Here is a 14,327-nt window from a genome sequence, read left to right as displayed (position 1 = left end):
GATTACGCGTTGAGGCGCAGCGGCATCACCAGCATCAGGATGTCGAGATCCTCCGGCTGCGTCGTCGGGGCGAGCAGTCCCGCCCGCGTCGCGGAGCTGAACCGGAAGGTCACGTCGTCGCTTTCGAGATGGGACAGCGCCTCGGAGATGTATTTTGCGTTGAAGCCGACGTCGAGATCCTCGTCGGCGCTGAATGTCGAGGCCACGGTCTCGCGCGCCTCGCCGCCGAAATCCACGTCCTCGGCGAAGACGCGCACCATGTCTTTCGTGATCGAGAAACGGATCTGATTCGTCACCGCGTTCGAGAAGATGGAGCAGCGGTGCACGGCCGCGATCATCGCCGTGCGGTTAACCTCGAGAAGCTTGTCGTTCTCGAGAGGGATGACACTCTCGTAATTCGGGTAGCGCTCGTCGATGATGCGGCTCACAAGCTGCACGTCGGCGAGGGTGAAGCGCACATTGGTCTTGCCGAAGACGAGCGACACGGTGCCCGCGTCTATCGACCGCAGCACCAGCGTCAGGGCCTTCGAGGGGATGATCAGCTCGCGTTCGCCGCCGGTGTTCACCGCCGCGAGTGCGCCGGTGTGTTTGATGCGCACAAGGCGGTGTCCGTCGGTGGCCACGGCGCGGAACTCGCCGTTCTTCCACTGGAACAACACACCCATCATCGAGGGACGCAGGTCGTCGGTGCTGACGGCAAACGCCGTCTTGCCGATGATCGCGCGCAGCAGCGACGCGTCGAGTTCGAAGCCGAAATCCTCGGCCACGCTCTCGGGCTCGGGGAAGTTGGCGGCGGACTCGCCGGCCATCCGGTATTCGCCCTGTTCGGTTTTCAGCAGGACGCGGTTCGTCGAGAGGTCGGCCTGCACGGTCACGTCCACCGACGTCAGCGCGCGCAACGCCTCGTTGAGCTTTTTCGCGGGAATCGCAAGCACGCCGTCCTTCATGCCGTTCACGGGCAGGGTCACGCGCATCGTGATCTCGAGATCGCTCGCCGTCAGCCGCAGGTCGTTGCCCGTGAGTTCGAACAGCACGTTCTCCAATATGGGGAGGGTCGACTTCGCGGGCACGACGCTGATGATCTTGGCCAGCGCCTTGCTGAGGTCATTGCTGATTACCGAGAATTTCATGGGCTCCTCCGGATGTGGTCGCGATAAACCGCCGAGCGGCGGCGCTCGTTTCCCCCTTTCCGCTGCGCGGGAGAGGGGCAAAAGGGCATTCCGATGTATCGTTGAAATATACCGAAAATCCGCGCGCGGTTCAATGCCGCGCGCGGACCCCGGCTCCGTCTCGGGACGGAGTTATGTGCGGTACTGCGAGGTGATGTCGGCGTTGCGTTTCCGCGAGAGAAAACGGAACTCGTCGATGGGGAGCGTCGCGTCGGGCGTGATGGTGATGCGCAGGAAATGGCGCAGCATCAGACGGTTCAACACCGAGAGCGTGCCTTCGGTGAGATACGCCGCCATGGTGGGATGAACGATGAGCGTCAGCCGCAGTTCGCGCGAATCGACCCTGAAACGTTTCAGCCACCGCTCAATCTCGGTCAGCATCGAGGTCTTCGACTGCACACGCCCGGTGCCCTGGCAGGTCGGACACGTTTCACTGACCGACACCTGCACACTTTCGCGCACACGCTGCCGCGTGATCTGCATGATGCCGAACTCCGACAGCGGCAGGATGGTGAACTTCGCGCGGTCGCGGCGCATCTCGCGGCGCATCTCGTCGAAGACGCGCCGGTTGTTCTCGTCGTTGAGCATGTCGATAAAATCGATCACGATGATGCCGCCGATGTCGCGCAGACGCACCTGTCGCGCGATCTCATGCACGGCCTCGAGATTCGTGCGCAACGAATTGAGTTCCTGCTCGGCTTTCGCCGCGTAGCGTCCGCTGTTCACGTCAATCACCGACATGGCTTCGGCACGGTCGAAGATGAGATACCCGCCGCTCTTCAGCCACACCTTGCGGTGCATCGATTGCGCGATCTGTTTTTCGAGACCGAAGCTGTCGAAAATCGGCTCCTTGCCCCGGTACAGTTCGACGGCGTCGACTTTCGCCGGAGATACAAGGTTCACATAGGCGCGGATTTCGCGATACAGCTTGCGCGAGTCTGTCGCTACACGCGCCACGTCCGACGAGAACAGATCGCGGATCGCGCTCGACGAGGCGTTCATGTCCTTGTGTATCAGGGCGGGTGCCTTCGATTTCCGTATCGTCCGCTCGACCTGGCGCCAGGTCTGAATGAGCGACTGCAGATCGGCCCGCAATACGTCCTCGTTCTGCCCCTCCGCGACGGTGCGGATAATCACCCCGAAGCCCGGGGGCAGTATCGAACGCGCGAGTTTGCGGAGCCGGCGCTTCTCGCGGAAGTTCTGAATTTTTCGCGAGACGCCGACGGTGTCGTCGAAGGGCATCAGCACGATGAATCGTCCGGGCAACGACACTTCGGTCGTCACACGCACGCCTTTTGTGCCGACGGGCTCCTTGAAGATCTGCACCACCACGTCCTGCCCGCGCTGCAACTGCGGCGTGCGCATGCCGCGGTGGCGGCGACTGGATTTCCGATCGTCGCCGGATTCATCCTCGTCCTCGGTGTCGACGCCGTCTTCGTCGCCGGTGATCGCACCAAAATCGTGGAAGTTGTCACCCACGTCGGAAAAATGGAGAAACGCATCCTGCTCGAGACCGATGTCGACGAACGAGGCACGGATGCCGGGCATGACTTTCGCCACGGACCCGAGGTATATGTCGCCAACCATACGCTCGCGCTCGTCGGACTCGATAAAGAGCTCCGCGAGGCGGCCTTCTTCGACAATCGCAATCCTGTGCTGATTGTCGGTGGCGTTGATAATGATTTCCTTGGTCACAACTGCGTCAACAATTGGAAACGCACGCCTTCGAAGGGCTGCACGACGCGGCAGATGCCGTTCGAGCAGATGAGTCCGCCGCGCTCCGTGCCGTAACTCACGGTCGCGGTATGGACATTGCCGAGGCGGTACGAAAACTCTCCGGTGATCCAGCTTTTTTTGCCCGAGGGATCGTTCGCGTCGTTGGTGAATTCGCCGCGCAGCGATACCGCCCACGTGGGAGCGCGCGAGAGTGTCACCGATACGAACTCGTTGAAGAACGAGCGCTCATCGGGTGCGTAGGTATTGTCATGCGCCCACTGCTGTTCGAGGCTGATGCCGACGCTGTAGGCCTCGTCGAGCATGAGTTCGAGACGCACGGGAATTGTCGTGCTCGTCTGCACATGCGCGTCACGCGTCACTTCCTCGTACGGCGCGTCATAGCGGCGGTTGAAGGCGGCGCGCAGATACGATTGTCCGTCGAAATACCACTCGACCTCGGCATACGCCTCCCAAAACGGGGAGAACTCGGCGTCGAGCGCGGGGAAGAGGTCGTTCGTCTTTTTGATGGTGCGGAATGTGCCGCCGGGCAGTTGCAGATAACTTTTCTGCCGCGAGGCGACAGCGCCGTTGAGCGCGACGGTGAGTGTCGGGGAGAGGGCGTAAAACGCGTCGATCTGCCAGCCCACCTCGTCGTTGAAATCGATGGTGTGCGGCCGCCGCACCAGAAGTGTGAAGGCGTGTTCCTTGTGCACGATCGGAGGATTCTGCATGGGCAGCATACGCGTCGGACGGTTCACATCGGTTTTCTCGAGCGGATTCACCGGATCGAACTTGTAGTTCTTGTACTCGAAGGTGGCGCCAAAACCCGATTCATGGGTGTACGAGAGACTGCCGTACCATGCGTCGCCGCTGCGGTCATACCGCGTGTCGCCCGCAAGCTGATGGCGCATGCCGAACGAACGCTTGAAGGAATATTCCGCGGAGAGATCAAATCCGAGAAGGTGCAGAGCCATCGTGGCTCCGAGAATGTCGGCGTTGATCTCGTTCCAGACCGGTCCGCGCGGCGACTCGCCGCTCACGCCCGTGAGACTTGCACCCAGACGCAGCATGTGGACGGGAGTCACTTCCACATAACCGCTCTTCACGGCATAATTCTCGACGTAGGCCGAATTGAGCAGGTCGTAGTACCGCATCGTGCCCACAGCCATGATCGCGTTGAGGTAATCGTTGTGATACTCCCCGCGCAGTCCGTCGAGACCCGTGTCGTAATTGATGGCCCGGTTCTCGAACAGATTCATCGAAAGCCCCTTGCCGTAGAGCGTGAAGAAGTCGCCCGCGCGCAGTTCCAACCCTTCACGGGCATACTCGACGTAGCGTTTGCGTATGCCCTGATACCGCGGACCAAACTCGGGGGGATCGTCGTACAGATATTGAAAGCCGACAGTGAAGTCGTTCCAGAACAAGCGCACATTGGTCTGGTTCTCGAGATACTCCTTGCGCTGCTCCGTCCCGGAGATCATCTGTGTGCCGTTTCCGTAGCGGAGAAAGTTTCCGACGGAATACTGCACCTGGGCAAGTGCGGAGGCGGGGGCGGCGAGAAGGAGAACCAGTAGCGCTGCGCGGCGCGCGCTCACAACTGCCCCACCAGCTTGGCGACGTCGGCCTCGATCTCTTTTTCATCGCCGGCGATAAAGCCCACGCGTTTGGCGGCGAGCTTGCCCTGCGAGTCGAGAATCAACGAGTACGGCATGCTCTGGCCGTTGAGCTTCTTGAACACTTCACTGTTCGGATCGAGCAGGAACGTGTACGGCAAGCCCTGCGCTGACAAGTAGGCCTTCACTTTCGCGAGACTGCGGGGATTGTCGGTGTTGATGGCGAGATATCGGACGTTCTTGTCCTTATATTTCTCGAACATGGGTTTGAGGGCCTTCATCTCCTGCTTGCAGGGCTCGCACCACATGGCCCAGAAGCTGATGATGAGGGCGCCCTGACGGGGCGTGGCCTCGGTGCCGCGCATGTCGGCGAGCACCTGCTGCAGCGACTGCTCGTCGCCGTTGATGTCGCGCAGACGGAAGTCCACGCCGGTCAGATCCTGCGCCGCGGCGCCGGCCGCGAGCAGGAGGAGGAGGGAAACGATGCGGAATGTCATGTCACTTTCCTGATGGGGGAAGGATGGAAGATCGAGGGGGAAACGCCGCGGCCCCGCTTTGCCTAACAGATGTCGTAGGCGCGGAGAGTGTCCGTGAGGCCGGACGTGGATACAAATTGATGCGCCCGTATGCCGAGCCGCGAGGCGGCATCGACGTAGGACTTGATATCGTCGAAATACAGCGTCTCATCAGGAGCGGCACCCGTGCGCGCCAGGGCCTCCGCAAAGATTCGCGGATCGGGTTTGCGCATGCCGGCTTCATGGGAGAGAACGCAGGAATGGAATGGGACAAATACTTCGGGAAAACGTGCGCGCGCATATTCGATGTGCAGCACATTGGTGTTGGACAGGAGCACGAGCCGGTGCCTTCGCGCAAGATCCGGGAGCAGAGGTACCAGTTCCTCGTTTTTCCAGAAGATGTCGCTCCACAACCGGGAAAATGTCGGGAGATCCACAGCACCTGATAGTTCCCATGCACGCACGACAGCCGCGTGGAACTCCTCGGGCGAAACAGCACCGGTCTCAAACTCCTCCGTCAGCCGGATAAAATCGCCGTGCTCCTTCCCTTCCGGCCGACGCGCCCCCTGTTCCAGACGGCGGGCAATCAGGCGGTGGTCGAAATGGAGCAGAACATTGCCCAGATCGAAAATTATGGCACGGATCATTGCGGGGGACGGGTCGCGCCTGCGCGCTGCATTTCTTGACACCTTCGCGTTGTCTCCGCCGCACTCTGCGGGCGGCACACAAGCGCGGAATAAGATATGAAACATAGGGATTTTCGAATGCGCAATCAATATCACGTACTGGCAGATCCGTGCCTCCTGTCTCCTGTCTCCTTCCTCCTGAATCCTAACACGAGCATGAGAAGACAGGAGACACGACCGGTATTGATGTTAACAGATCAAAAAACACAGGGACGAATTTGTGACCTAAAGCCGCCGCAACATCGGGCAACAGGCCCGCGTACGATGCAGTGATTCACCCAACAAGTTCACGTTTTGCTGCCGAGGAGGATATCATGAAAACCGCCGTTGCCATTTGTCTTGCGCTTGTGTTTGCCTGCGCGACTGCCTTTGCAGCCGCCGAGTCACCGGAACCGCCGAAGCAGCTGTCCGAGAAACAACTCGCGACGATCCGCGTCAGCATCGAGAAAAACCTGCAGGATCCGAGCGCGGAGATCCGTTGCTCGACCGTGCAACTTGTACTGGAACTGAAGGAAACGTACCCCGACCTCGACTTCGATTACGCGCTCATTCCGCTGATCGGCATACTGAAAAGTGACGAATGTGCGGAAATGCGCATCCTGGCGGCACGCACGCTGTACGATTTCGACAGCGAGCTTGCACACTTCGCCGTGTCACGCCGCGCCCTCTATGACTCGAACGAGCGCGTCGCCCGCCACTGCGGAAATCTCGCGCGCTCGTGGGAGCAGCGCGACGCAGCAATGGGCGAAGCCACTGCAAGTCTCGAGTAAATTCCCCCGCACGGAGCGGCGGGCATACCGGGATTTTGTGTGAAGAGCGCGTTTCTTTGCGCATGCGTGTCATCGAAGACCTCCTCAGCACTTCCGCGGGAAGAACGCCTCGAATAAGACGGGCACATCGTGCCCGTCTTGCATTAATAGCCCCTCGACCCGCTCTCGGCCAGCACCGCGCGTATCCTGCGCACGAGTCCCCGAAAGATGAAGGCGGTGGCGCCCCAGATGGTCTCGTTGTCGTAATGATAGTAATACACGTCGCGGGTGAATTCGTTTACGTGGACGGTGCGTATCTCGGCGTTCCCCTCGTCGGCGAGAAACGCGAGAGGCGCGGTAAAGACACGAGACACCTCGGCGGGATTCGGGGCGAGCTGCTCGAGTGATCGAATGATGCCGACCACCGGACTGATCACGTAGCGTGACGGCGTCCATATTTCGTCGATCTCGCCCAACACGGAAATATCGGATGAGGGTATCCCGATTTCTTCGTGGACCTCGCGCAGCGCTGTTTCAACCGGCGTCTCCCCGCCGTCCGACGCTCCGCCGGGAAAGGACACCTGCCCCCGGTGATGCTCGAGTTCGTCGGTGCGCCGCGTGAAGAGCAGATGCCAGCGTCCGTCGTGACAGACGAACGGAACCAGCACCGCTGAACGGCGGAAATCCTCGCGCGCCACCCTCGACGGCGTTTCGCTCGTCACTGCGCGGCGCAGCATGTCGATGCCGAGTACCGTGTCGTGCGCGCCCCGGTGCCCGTCGGCCTCGGCTGGACAGAACGCGTCGTGCAGCAGGGTGTCACTCATCCGCGGCGATATCGAACGAGATGTCGAGCGCCTTGACCGAGTGTGTCAGCGCGCCGACCGAGATGGAATCGACGCCGGATTCCGCGATGTCGCGGATCGTTCCCTCGTTGACGTTGCCCGAAGCCTCGACCTCGATGCCTGGTCGCCGCGTTTTGATCAGACGCACGGCGGGTGCGAGTTCGTCTATGGGAAAATTATCGAGCATGATGACGTCGACACCCTCGCAGGATAGTGCCTCGAGCACGTCCTGCAGCGAGCGCGTCTCGACCTCGACACGCAGGCGCCTATCGCGCGGAAGCCGCCCGCGCACCATTTCGACCGCCGATGTGATGCCGCCCGCGGCCGCTATGTGATTGTCCTTGACCAGCACCATGTCGTCGAGCCCGAAGCGGTGGTTCGTGCCGCGTCCGTCGCGCACCGCGCGCTTATCGAAGGCGCGTAAGCCCGGCGCGGTTTTTCGTGTGTCGAGAATCTTCACCTCGCGTCCTTCCACAAGCTTCACCATCGATGCCGTCATGGTTGCGATGCCCGACATACGCTGCAGAAAATTCAGCGCGGTGCGCTCGGCGGTGAGCATCGACGCGATGGGTCCGCGCACCGTCGCGATCTTCATGCCACGCAACAGAGGCATGCCGTTCCGTATGTGTGTTTCGAGGTGCAGGCGCTCGTCGACCATGGCGAGCACGGTTTCGACGACGTCTATCCCGGAGAGAATGCCGTTCGCCTTGGAAAGAAAAATGCCGGTGCCCGGCAGGTCGGTCGGAATCGTGCACTCCGTGGTGATATCGCCGAGGCCCACGTCCTCGCGCAGGGCGTTCCGGATTGCCTCTTCCATGCGTCCGTCTAGCGCGCTCATGCCATGCTCCTCATCCGCGCCGCAGGCGCAGATACGTGTCGAAATCCATCGCCTGTCCGAGATCGTCGTGTGCGCGGTATTCGTTCACGTAATGCATGTAGTGCTGCGCCGAATCCGCAATACCCCGCCGCTCTTCGTCGCTCAGGCGGCGCGCGATTTTGCCCGGCACGCCGGCGACGAGGCTGCCCTCCGGCACCTCGAAGTGCTGGCGCACAAGCGTCCCCGCGGCAATGAGCGATTCGGGAAACACTTCGGCGCCGTCCAGAACCACCGCGCCCATGCCTATCAGCACGCGGTCGTGAATCGTGCACCCGTGCAATGTCACGCCGTGACCGATGGTCACGTCGGCGCCGATGTTCAGCGAGTACTGGTTCCAGGTCACGTGCAGCGTGCTGTTGTCCTGCACGTTTGTGCGCGCGCCGATGCCGATGGTGTTCACATCGCCGCGAATGACCGCGTTGCACCAGACGTTCACGTCCTCGGCGAGTGTGACGTCGCCCACGATCACGACGCCGTCGGCGAGGAAAACGCTGGGATGGATGTCGGGGAGTTTTCCCTGATACGGGATGATTCGTGCGTTAGTTTTTGCCATAGCGGGGCGGGATCCACCCGGGTTTTTTCCAGGAAACGAGTTCGAGTCGGACGCTGCCGAGTATCACGTGCATCTTTGCGTATATCGGTACGGATGCGGCGTCCTTGCTGAACCACCCCTCGAAACCGCCGGTGAGCCCGAATATGCCCGTGAAACCGGTTTCGCCGTCGAGCTTCACGGTGTGGATCGGATACGGCACGGCGTCGATTTCCATGTCGTCGTCTTTCACACCGAAGTTGATCGTGGTTGTGGCCTTTGAACGGTACATGAGGACGGGGACGTAATCGGTGTATCGCTGCAGCGCGTGCGCGCGTGCATAAAAGAGGAGCGACAGTCCGTCCTGCCAGCGCTTGCCGTCGAGGGTCAGCGTGTCGTAATGCTCGGGGATGGGGTCACGGCCGATCCGTTCGCTGATATACACCACGTCCCGGTTCTTCGGGAAGGTGTAGTTGATGTACTTGTTCAGCGTGTCCTCCACGTGTTCCTTCGTGCTGAACGAGGTGCTCGTTACCTGCTCGTTGACCGTGCTTTGGAAACGTGTGAGAAGTGTGACAAAGGGTATGCCCTTTGCGGAACGGATGATGCACTCCATTCTGTAGTGCTTCGTGACACTGTCCACCGCCAGGCAGCGGGCCGTAATGGTCCCGAGCATGAAGGTCAGATAGCGCACCTCGTACACAAGTTCCTCCCCGCGCTGAAAGACGGCGAGGTTGGCGGGACGCGCGGGCTGCGGCGCCGCGGCCTGCACGGGAACGTCCGTGCTCACCGCAGTCGCGAAGAGGACGGCGGCGGCAGACGCTCCGAGGAGAAGAAGACGGCGCGCCGCGGGGAAGCGGCGCGGCCGTGATGTGGTGTGCCGTTTCACGGCTGAAGGGCTATTTCAGTCCGGCGATTTTTTTGGCTTCCGGGAACAGTGTCCGCGCCTTGCGGAATTGCGGATCGGCCTGCAGCAGCGCGCGGAAGAAACCCTCGTTGCCGAAGAGATTGCGCGCAATCTGCGCCTTGATGAGCGCCTTGATGTAGTCCAGGTCCTTCTGGTACTGTTCCTTGACGAGCGGAATGTTTTTGCTTTCGCCGAAGGACACGAAGGATGCGAGCAGTTCGTCATCGACGCTGAATTCGTTTGTAAAGCGCTGCGCCTGGTCCTTGCCGTACTTCTGCCGGAAGGCGGGGCCGTTCTTGTCCATATAACCGCTGATGAACTCGAAGAGGCGCGCACGCATCTTCGCGGCGTATTCCGTGAGATTGTCGACTTTGACGATGTAATCGGGCGTGATACCGCCGCCGCCCAGCACGGTGCGGCCGGCGTCGGTCTTGTATTTCGGACGCGAGGTGTCGGCCTTGTCCTCGTGATGTTCGATGTTGTCGCCCTCGGCCTCGGACTTGTCGCCGGCGGTCTTGTAGTACTCCTCGTCCGACTTCCCGTCGTAGGGCCGCTGAATGATGCGTCCCGACGGCGTGTAGTACCGGGCTGTCGTAAGACGGAAGGCGGAGCCGTCGGGCAGATCGAACTGCCGCTGCACCAGGCCCTTGCCGAAGGTGGTCTCGCCGACGATGAGTCCGCGGTCGTGATCCTGCACCGCGCCGGCCACGATCTCCGAGGCGGAGGCGCTGGCGCGTGTCACAAGCACGATGAGCGGGAGGTCCTGGAATTCGCCCGCGCCATTGGCATTGTAGTTCTCGTCGAACTGGGGGCTGCGGCCCTTCGTGTACACGATTTTCTCGCCGCGCGCGAGGAATTCGTTGGCCATGCGGAACGACTGCTCGAGGTAGCCGCCAGGATTTCCGCGCAGATCGAGGATCAGTTTCTCCATGCCCTTGGTGCGCATGTCGCGCAGGCCGTTGATGAATTCCTGATAGGTGTTCGATGCGAAGCGGTTGATCACCATATACCCCGTGCCGTCCTCGAGCACGAAATAGGTGTCGACACTGTAGAGGGGGATCTTGTCGCGTGTGATCGTGAACTGCAGCACGTCCTTCACCCCCGCGCGGACGATGTCGACCACAACCTTGGACCCCTTCTCGCCGCGCAGTTTCTTCTGCACGTCGTCGTTGGTCACCTTCACAGAGCTCTGTCCGTCGATCTGCACGATCTTGTCACCCGCGAGCAGACCCACCTTCTCGCTCGGACCGCCGAATATCGGCGACACGACCGTGATGGTGTCGTGCAGAATGTTGAATTCGATGCCGATGCCTTCAAAGCTTCCCTTAAAATCCTCCTGCACCTTCACGAGAGATTTCGGATCGATGTACACGGAGTGGGGATCGAGATCCTTGAGCAGACCTTCCACCGCCTTTTCGACGAGCCGCGATGTCGACACTTCATCGACGTAGTATTTCTGCGTGAAGCTCAACACGTCCTTGAACTTGTTGAGCTGCTCGTAGATGTTGTCCTCCGAGATCGCCTGGATCTGGGCGCCGAGAAAGACGCCAAAGAAGAGGAGAACAAAAACGGACGCTAGGGAGAAACGTTTGCGGAACATGCTGACGGCCTTTATCGAGCGTGAAGTGATTCCAGTGGGTATAATTTTATGAAACTAGCGACTTTTCGAGCAGCAAACAATGCGATTTCTTATCGCCCTCCGTGCGGTATCTGCAACCGGCGCGGCAGGCCGAGCTGTGAAACAGAACGCCGGACAAACGGGTCTCTCTACTCGAACATATGATTCCGCACACCTGTTCCTGCGGGGCCGACTTTCTTTTCAGGCAGCCCGGCCGCCGCAGTCTGATGCTGCCGCATGTTTCGTGGCCAGGCGAGGCCGGCTCCGTTCGCGCACCTTTTCAGGTACCGTCGCATCGTTGTCTCGAACACGCGGCCTACCGCACAGTCTCCCACTCTTTCGATGCGGAACGGTTCCGAACGACGACGGAAAAGGCATTCCGCGTCCAGCCCCACACGATACGCAGGTATCCATAGCGGCGGAAGCGGCGCGGCGACTCGTACATGGTGATGCCCGGCAGGAACACAATCGACCCGCGGCGCCGGACGCGACGGAAGAGGTCGTAATCCTCGCCCGCAGCGAGCAGCGGATTGTAGCCGCCGAGTTCTTCGAAGAGCGAACGCCGCAGTATCTGGCACTCGCCGCGGCCCATGCCTTCACCGATCAGATTCAGAAAACGCACGTAGGCGTTGTGCACGATGTGAAACAGCCAGTCGGACAGACGCTGTTCGGCGGGAAAGACGTGTACGGCGCAGGTCGCGCCCGCGACACGCGGCGACGCCATGCTTCGTTCCACCGCCGCGAAAAAACGGAACGGATCATCGAGTGTCACATCGGCATTGATGAAGACGAGTATCGCGCCCAGCGCGGCGCCTGCGCCTGCGTTACGTCCGGCCGCGATGGTCTGACGTCCGGGTTCCGTATGACGCACGACGCGGCAGCCGCCTTCCTCCGCTATCGCGCAGGTCGCATCGGTGCTGCCGCCGTCGCTGAGGATGAGTTCGAGCCCGAAGCGCGCTCGGATCCCCTCGTCGAGTTGCCGCAGCAGCGAAGGCAGAAGTTTCTCCTCGTCGAGTGCCGGGATCACGACGCTGATACGCGGCGCGGAAAGTGACGGGTCCATGGAAGCTCGTCCTTTCAGAAGTAGAGCCCGTATCCCACAAAGTCGGGCGAGATACGGATCGCCGGCGAGGGGAAATGCAGGAAGTTGAGCGCCTCCTTGAAGGTGCGCATGAACCAGCTCTCGCCGGGGATGATCTTGGTCATGTCGTAGTCGAGCGCGATAAGGATATTTCGCTGCTTTTTATCGGGATTATCCATGTCGCGCACGGAGGTGCCGAAGGCGAGCGCGAGCCACTCGGGCCACCAGCGCTGCCACGAGGCGGGAAGCAGGCCGTGTATATGGACGGCCATCCAGTATGTCTGCCCTTCGTAATCGTCGATCGCGTTGCCGTGATGCAGGCCGTCGCGGTATTTCTTTGACGGGAAATAGGTGAATTTGGGCTGGAAGTGCTCCATGCCCGGCACCGCGTACTGGCCGTACATCCATCCGGCGCCGAGAAGATCGGCGTAGGCGTCGCCGGGACTGAAGCCCCAGTCTCGCGCGAAACCGTCCTCGAACTCGACATAGAGTTCAAAGAGCGCGCCGATCACCGAACCCCAGGCGGCGGAGGCCCCGCGCGACACACCCACCCATTCCACCGATTTCCTGCCGAGGAACGAGCAGAACGCGCCGCCAAGGAAGTGGCCGGCCTTGTCTACATTGAGCGCGTATGCGGCGTCTTCCGTAAAGTGAAACGACGTGCGCTGGTCCTTCCACCACGCGTTCATCTGGTACATGTGCACACCCGTGATGGTGATCGTGAGCGCTCCGCCCATGATCGCCGCGTGGTCCCATCGTATACGCGTGTGCTCGGGATCGTACCCCTCGAAAGGCACGGGATATGGATCCTCGACAATGCCTGTGGCCGCATACGACGGCAACGGATAACGGAGCTGCATTTTCAGATCGTTGTATCCGTTTTCCGGGCCGCCATGCCGCGTAATCACCGCTGTGCCGGCCGTTTCATCCATGCCCGGGCTCGCGGATTCCGAACGTGTCGCGCTCACCTGTGCATGCAGAGAGAAGCCCGTGGTGACGATCAGCATCACGATGGGAAGAAAGTTGCGCTGAAACCGGCTAAAAATACAGGCCATACCAGACAGTCGTGGGGGTGAGACGCACAGCGGGCGCGGGGAATTTGATGTAATTCAGATAGTGCTTTATCGTTTCCCACAGTCCGTTATCGGATGGGAGGATCTGTGTCACGTCCACATCGAGCGCGAGAAAAATCTCGAGATTGCCGGGATGGAGTTTTGTGTTGTTCTTCTCATAGCCGTCGAGCGCGTCATCCACGCCGACGCCAATCGCGACAGCCAGCCAGTCGGGCCAGTACTTTTCGCTCGAGGAGGGCAGATACGAATTCACCTTGAACGAGAGCCAGTACGTCTGATTGATGTAGTCGTCGTTCCAGGTGGCGCCCCCGCCGGATTTGATCCATGAGAAGTACTTGTCCGAATACTGCCAGTAGCTGAATTTCACATCGGTCGCGGCAAGAGCCGGGAAGTAATGTTTTGCGGTGTAGTACAGCGCTCCCGCACTGCCTATCCCCACATCCCACACACTGTAGCCCCAGCGCGGCGCAAAACCGTCCTTCAGTTCGATGACCATCTGCACAAAGACGCCGAGCCCAAATCCCAGCCAGACGGCGCTGCGCTCGGGCACCCGCGACCAGAGCAGGGCGCGGGTGAACATGTCGGCGGCGATGGAACCGCCGTAGAAATGCGCGAGTTTGTCGATGTTATGCGCATACTTCAGATCACCACCGTCATCGAAGTGGAAACTCGTCGGCTTTTCGGCCCACCAGGTGTCTTCGAGATACGCGTACGTGGCACCGAGTGTGCCCAGAGCCGCGCCTCCGATGAGTGACAAACGCCACGGATCGACTCCGCGCTGCGCGGGTACTAAAGAGACAAGACTGTCCGATTTTGAGCGCGCGGAATCCTGCTCGACGTTTCCGGAACGCTCTTGTGCAGGAGCACTCCATGTGCAGACCACAAGGAACGCGGTTAGAACAGCGGCGGAATATCGGCATCGTTTTCTCATCCGAAACATCATCAAATGTAC

The 14,327-nt window shown here is 60.6% G+C and carries 14 protein-coding genes; 1 reads left to right on the top strand and 13 read right to left on the bottom strand.

What is annotated here, in order from left to right; genetic code table 11:
* Positions 1-2: 2 nt before the first annotated feature.
* From dnaN to HY962_08725, 5 genes are all read right to left on the bottom strand, one after another.
* On the bottom strand, positions 3-1,130 hold the full coding sequence (gene dnaN, locus HY962_08745) for a DNA polymerase III subunit beta (GenBank protein ID MBI5647010.1): 1,128 nt from the start codon (positions 1,128-1,130) through the stop codon (positions 3-5).
* A 171-nt stretch (positions 1,131-1,301) separates the two neighbouring features.
* Entirely contained in the window at positions 1,302-2,864 is a 1,563-nt protein-coding gene (locus tag HY962_08740) for an Rne/Rng family ribonuclease (GenBank protein ID MBI5647009.1), read from the bottom strand.
* Positions 2,861-4,480, bottom strand: a complete 1,620-nt coding sequence (locus HY962_08735; GenBank protein ID MBI5647008.1) for a hypothetical protein — start codon at positions 4,478-4,480, stop codon at positions 2,861-2,863. Before HY962_08735 ends, HY962_08740 begins: the two co-directional genes overlap by 4 nt.
* Positions 4,477-4,995: a TlpA family protein disulfide reductase gene (locus HY962_08730; protein MBI5647007.1), complete on the bottom strand. Its 519-nt coding sequence runs from the start codon at positions 4,993-4,995 to the stop codon at positions 4,477-4,479. The genes HY962_08735 and HY962_08730 overlap by 4 nt, the downstream gene beginning before the upstream one ends.
* Before the next feature lie 62 nt (positions 4,996-5,057).
* Complete coding sequence (locus HY962_08725) at positions 5,058-5,660, bottom strand: HAD family phosphatase (protein ID MBI5647006.1); 603 nt, start codon at positions 5,658-5,660, stop codon at positions 5,058-5,060.
* A 353-nt stretch (positions 5,661-6,013) separates the two neighbouring features.
* Between HY962_08725 and HY962_08720 the strand changes: the two genes are divergently transcribed.
* On the top strand, positions 6,014-6,469 hold the full coding sequence (locus HY962_08720) for a hypothetical protein (protein MBI5647005.1): 456 nt from the start codon (positions 6,014-6,016) through the stop codon (positions 6,467-6,469).
* 143 nt (positions 6,470-6,612) lie between these two features.
* Here the strand turns inward: HY962_08720 and HY962_08715 are convergent, their stop codons facing one another.
* From HY962_08715 to HY962_08680, 8 genes are all read right to left on the bottom strand, one after another.
* Complete coding sequence (locus HY962_08715) at positions 6,613-7,272, bottom strand: CoA pyrophosphatase (GenBank protein ID MBI5647004.1); 660 nt, start codon at positions 7,270-7,272, stop codon at positions 6,613-6,615.
* On the bottom strand, positions 7,265-8,128 hold the full coding sequence (gene nadC / locus HY962_08710) for a carboxylating nicotinate-nucleotide diphosphorylase (GenBank protein MBI5647003.1): 864 nt from the start codon (positions 8,126-8,128) through the stop codon (positions 7,265-7,267). The genes HY962_08715 and nadC overlap by 8 nt, the downstream gene beginning before the upstream one ends.
* A 10-nt stretch (positions 8,129-8,138) precedes the next feature.
* Positions 8,139-8,720: a gamma carbonic anhydrase family protein gene (locus tag HY962_08705; GenBank protein MBI5647002.1), complete on the bottom strand. Its 582-nt coding sequence runs from the start codon at positions 8,718-8,720 to the stop codon at positions 8,139-8,141.
* On the bottom strand, positions 8,707-9,585 hold the full coding sequence (locus HY962_08700; protein ID MBI5647001.1) for a DUF3108 domain-containing protein: 879 nt from the start codon (positions 9,583-9,585) through the stop codon (positions 8,707-8,709). The genes HY962_08705 and HY962_08700 overlap by 14 nt, the downstream gene beginning before the upstream one ends.
* A gap of 10 nt (positions 9,586-9,595) precedes the next feature.
* Positions 9,596-11,203, bottom strand: a complete 1,608-nt coding sequence (locus HY962_08695) for a S41 family peptidase (GenBank protein ID MBI5647000.1) — start codon at positions 11,201-11,203, stop codon at positions 9,596-9,598.
* A 334-nt stretch (positions 11,204-11,537) separates the two neighbouring features.
* On the bottom strand, positions 11,538-12,284 hold the full coding sequence (locus HY962_08690; protein ID MBI5646999.1) for a glycosyltransferase: 747 nt from the start codon (positions 12,282-12,284) through the stop codon (positions 11,538-11,540).
* Between the two features lie 14 nt (positions 12,285-12,298).
* Positions 12,299-13,357: a hypothetical protein gene (locus HY962_08685; GenBank protein MBI5646998.1), complete on the bottom strand. Its 1,059-nt coding sequence runs from the start codon at positions 13,355-13,357 to the stop codon at positions 12,299-12,301.
* On the bottom strand, positions 13,341-14,132 hold the full coding sequence (locus HY962_08680) for a hypothetical protein (protein ID MBI5646997.1): 792 nt from the start codon (positions 14,130-14,132) through the stop codon (positions 13,341-13,343). The genes HY962_08685 and HY962_08680 overlap by 17 nt, the downstream gene beginning before the upstream one ends.
* Positions 14,133-14,327: the final 195 nt, after the last annotated feature.

This window comes from Ignavibacteriota bacterium (genome assembly GCA_016218045.1).
GTDB lineage: Bacteria > Bacteroidota > Ignavibacteria > SZUA-365 > SZUA-365 > JACRFB01.
Note: the sequence above shows the minus strand (reverse complement) of the source record. Positions and strands in the feature narration are given on the sequence as shown.

What these genes read in the sequence shown, in the direction of transcription:
- HY962_08690 (MBI5646999.1), bottom strand. Translation starts at nt 12,284, where the DNA reads ATGGACCCGTCACTTTCCGCGCCGCGTATCAGCGTCGTGATCCCGGCA.
- HY962_08730 (MBI5647007.1), bottom strand. Translation starts at nt 4,995, where the DNA reads ATGACATTCCGCATCGTTTCCCTCCTCCTCCTGCTCGCGGCCGGCGCC.
- dnaN (MBI5647010.1), bottom strand. Translation starts at nt 1,130, where the DNA reads ATGAAATTCTCGGTAATCAGCAATGACCTCAGCAAGGCGCTGGCCAAG.
- HY962_08720 (MBI5647005.1), top strand. Translation starts at nt 6,014, where the DNA reads ATGAAAACCGCCGTTGCCATTTGTCTTGCGCTTGTGTTTGCCTGCGCG.
- nadC (MBI5647003.1), bottom strand. Translation starts at nt 8,128, where the DNA reads ATGAGCGCGCTAGACGGACGCATGGAAGAGGCAATCCGGAACGCCCTG.
- HY962_08695 (MBI5647000.1), bottom strand. Translation starts at nt 11,203, where the DNA reads ATGTTCCGCAAACGTTTCTCCCTAGCGTCCGTTTTTGTTCTCCTCTTC.
- HY962_08725 (MBI5647006.1), bottom strand. Translation starts at nt 5,660, where the DNA reads ATGATCCGTGCCATAATTTTCGATCTGGGCAATGTTCTGCTCCATTTC.
- HY962_08715 (MBI5647004.1), bottom strand. Translation starts at nt 7,272, where the DNA reads ATGAGTGACACCCTGCTGCACGACGCGTTCTGTCCAGCCGAGGCCGAC.
- HY962_08685 (MBI5646998.1), bottom strand. Translation starts at nt 13,357, where the DNA reads ATGGCCTGTATTTTTAGCCGGTTTCAGCGCAACTTTCTTCCCATCGTG.
- HY962_08705 (MBI5647002.1), bottom strand. Translation starts at nt 8,720, where the DNA reads ATGGCAAAAACTAACGCACGAATCATCCCGTATCAGGGAAAACTCCCC.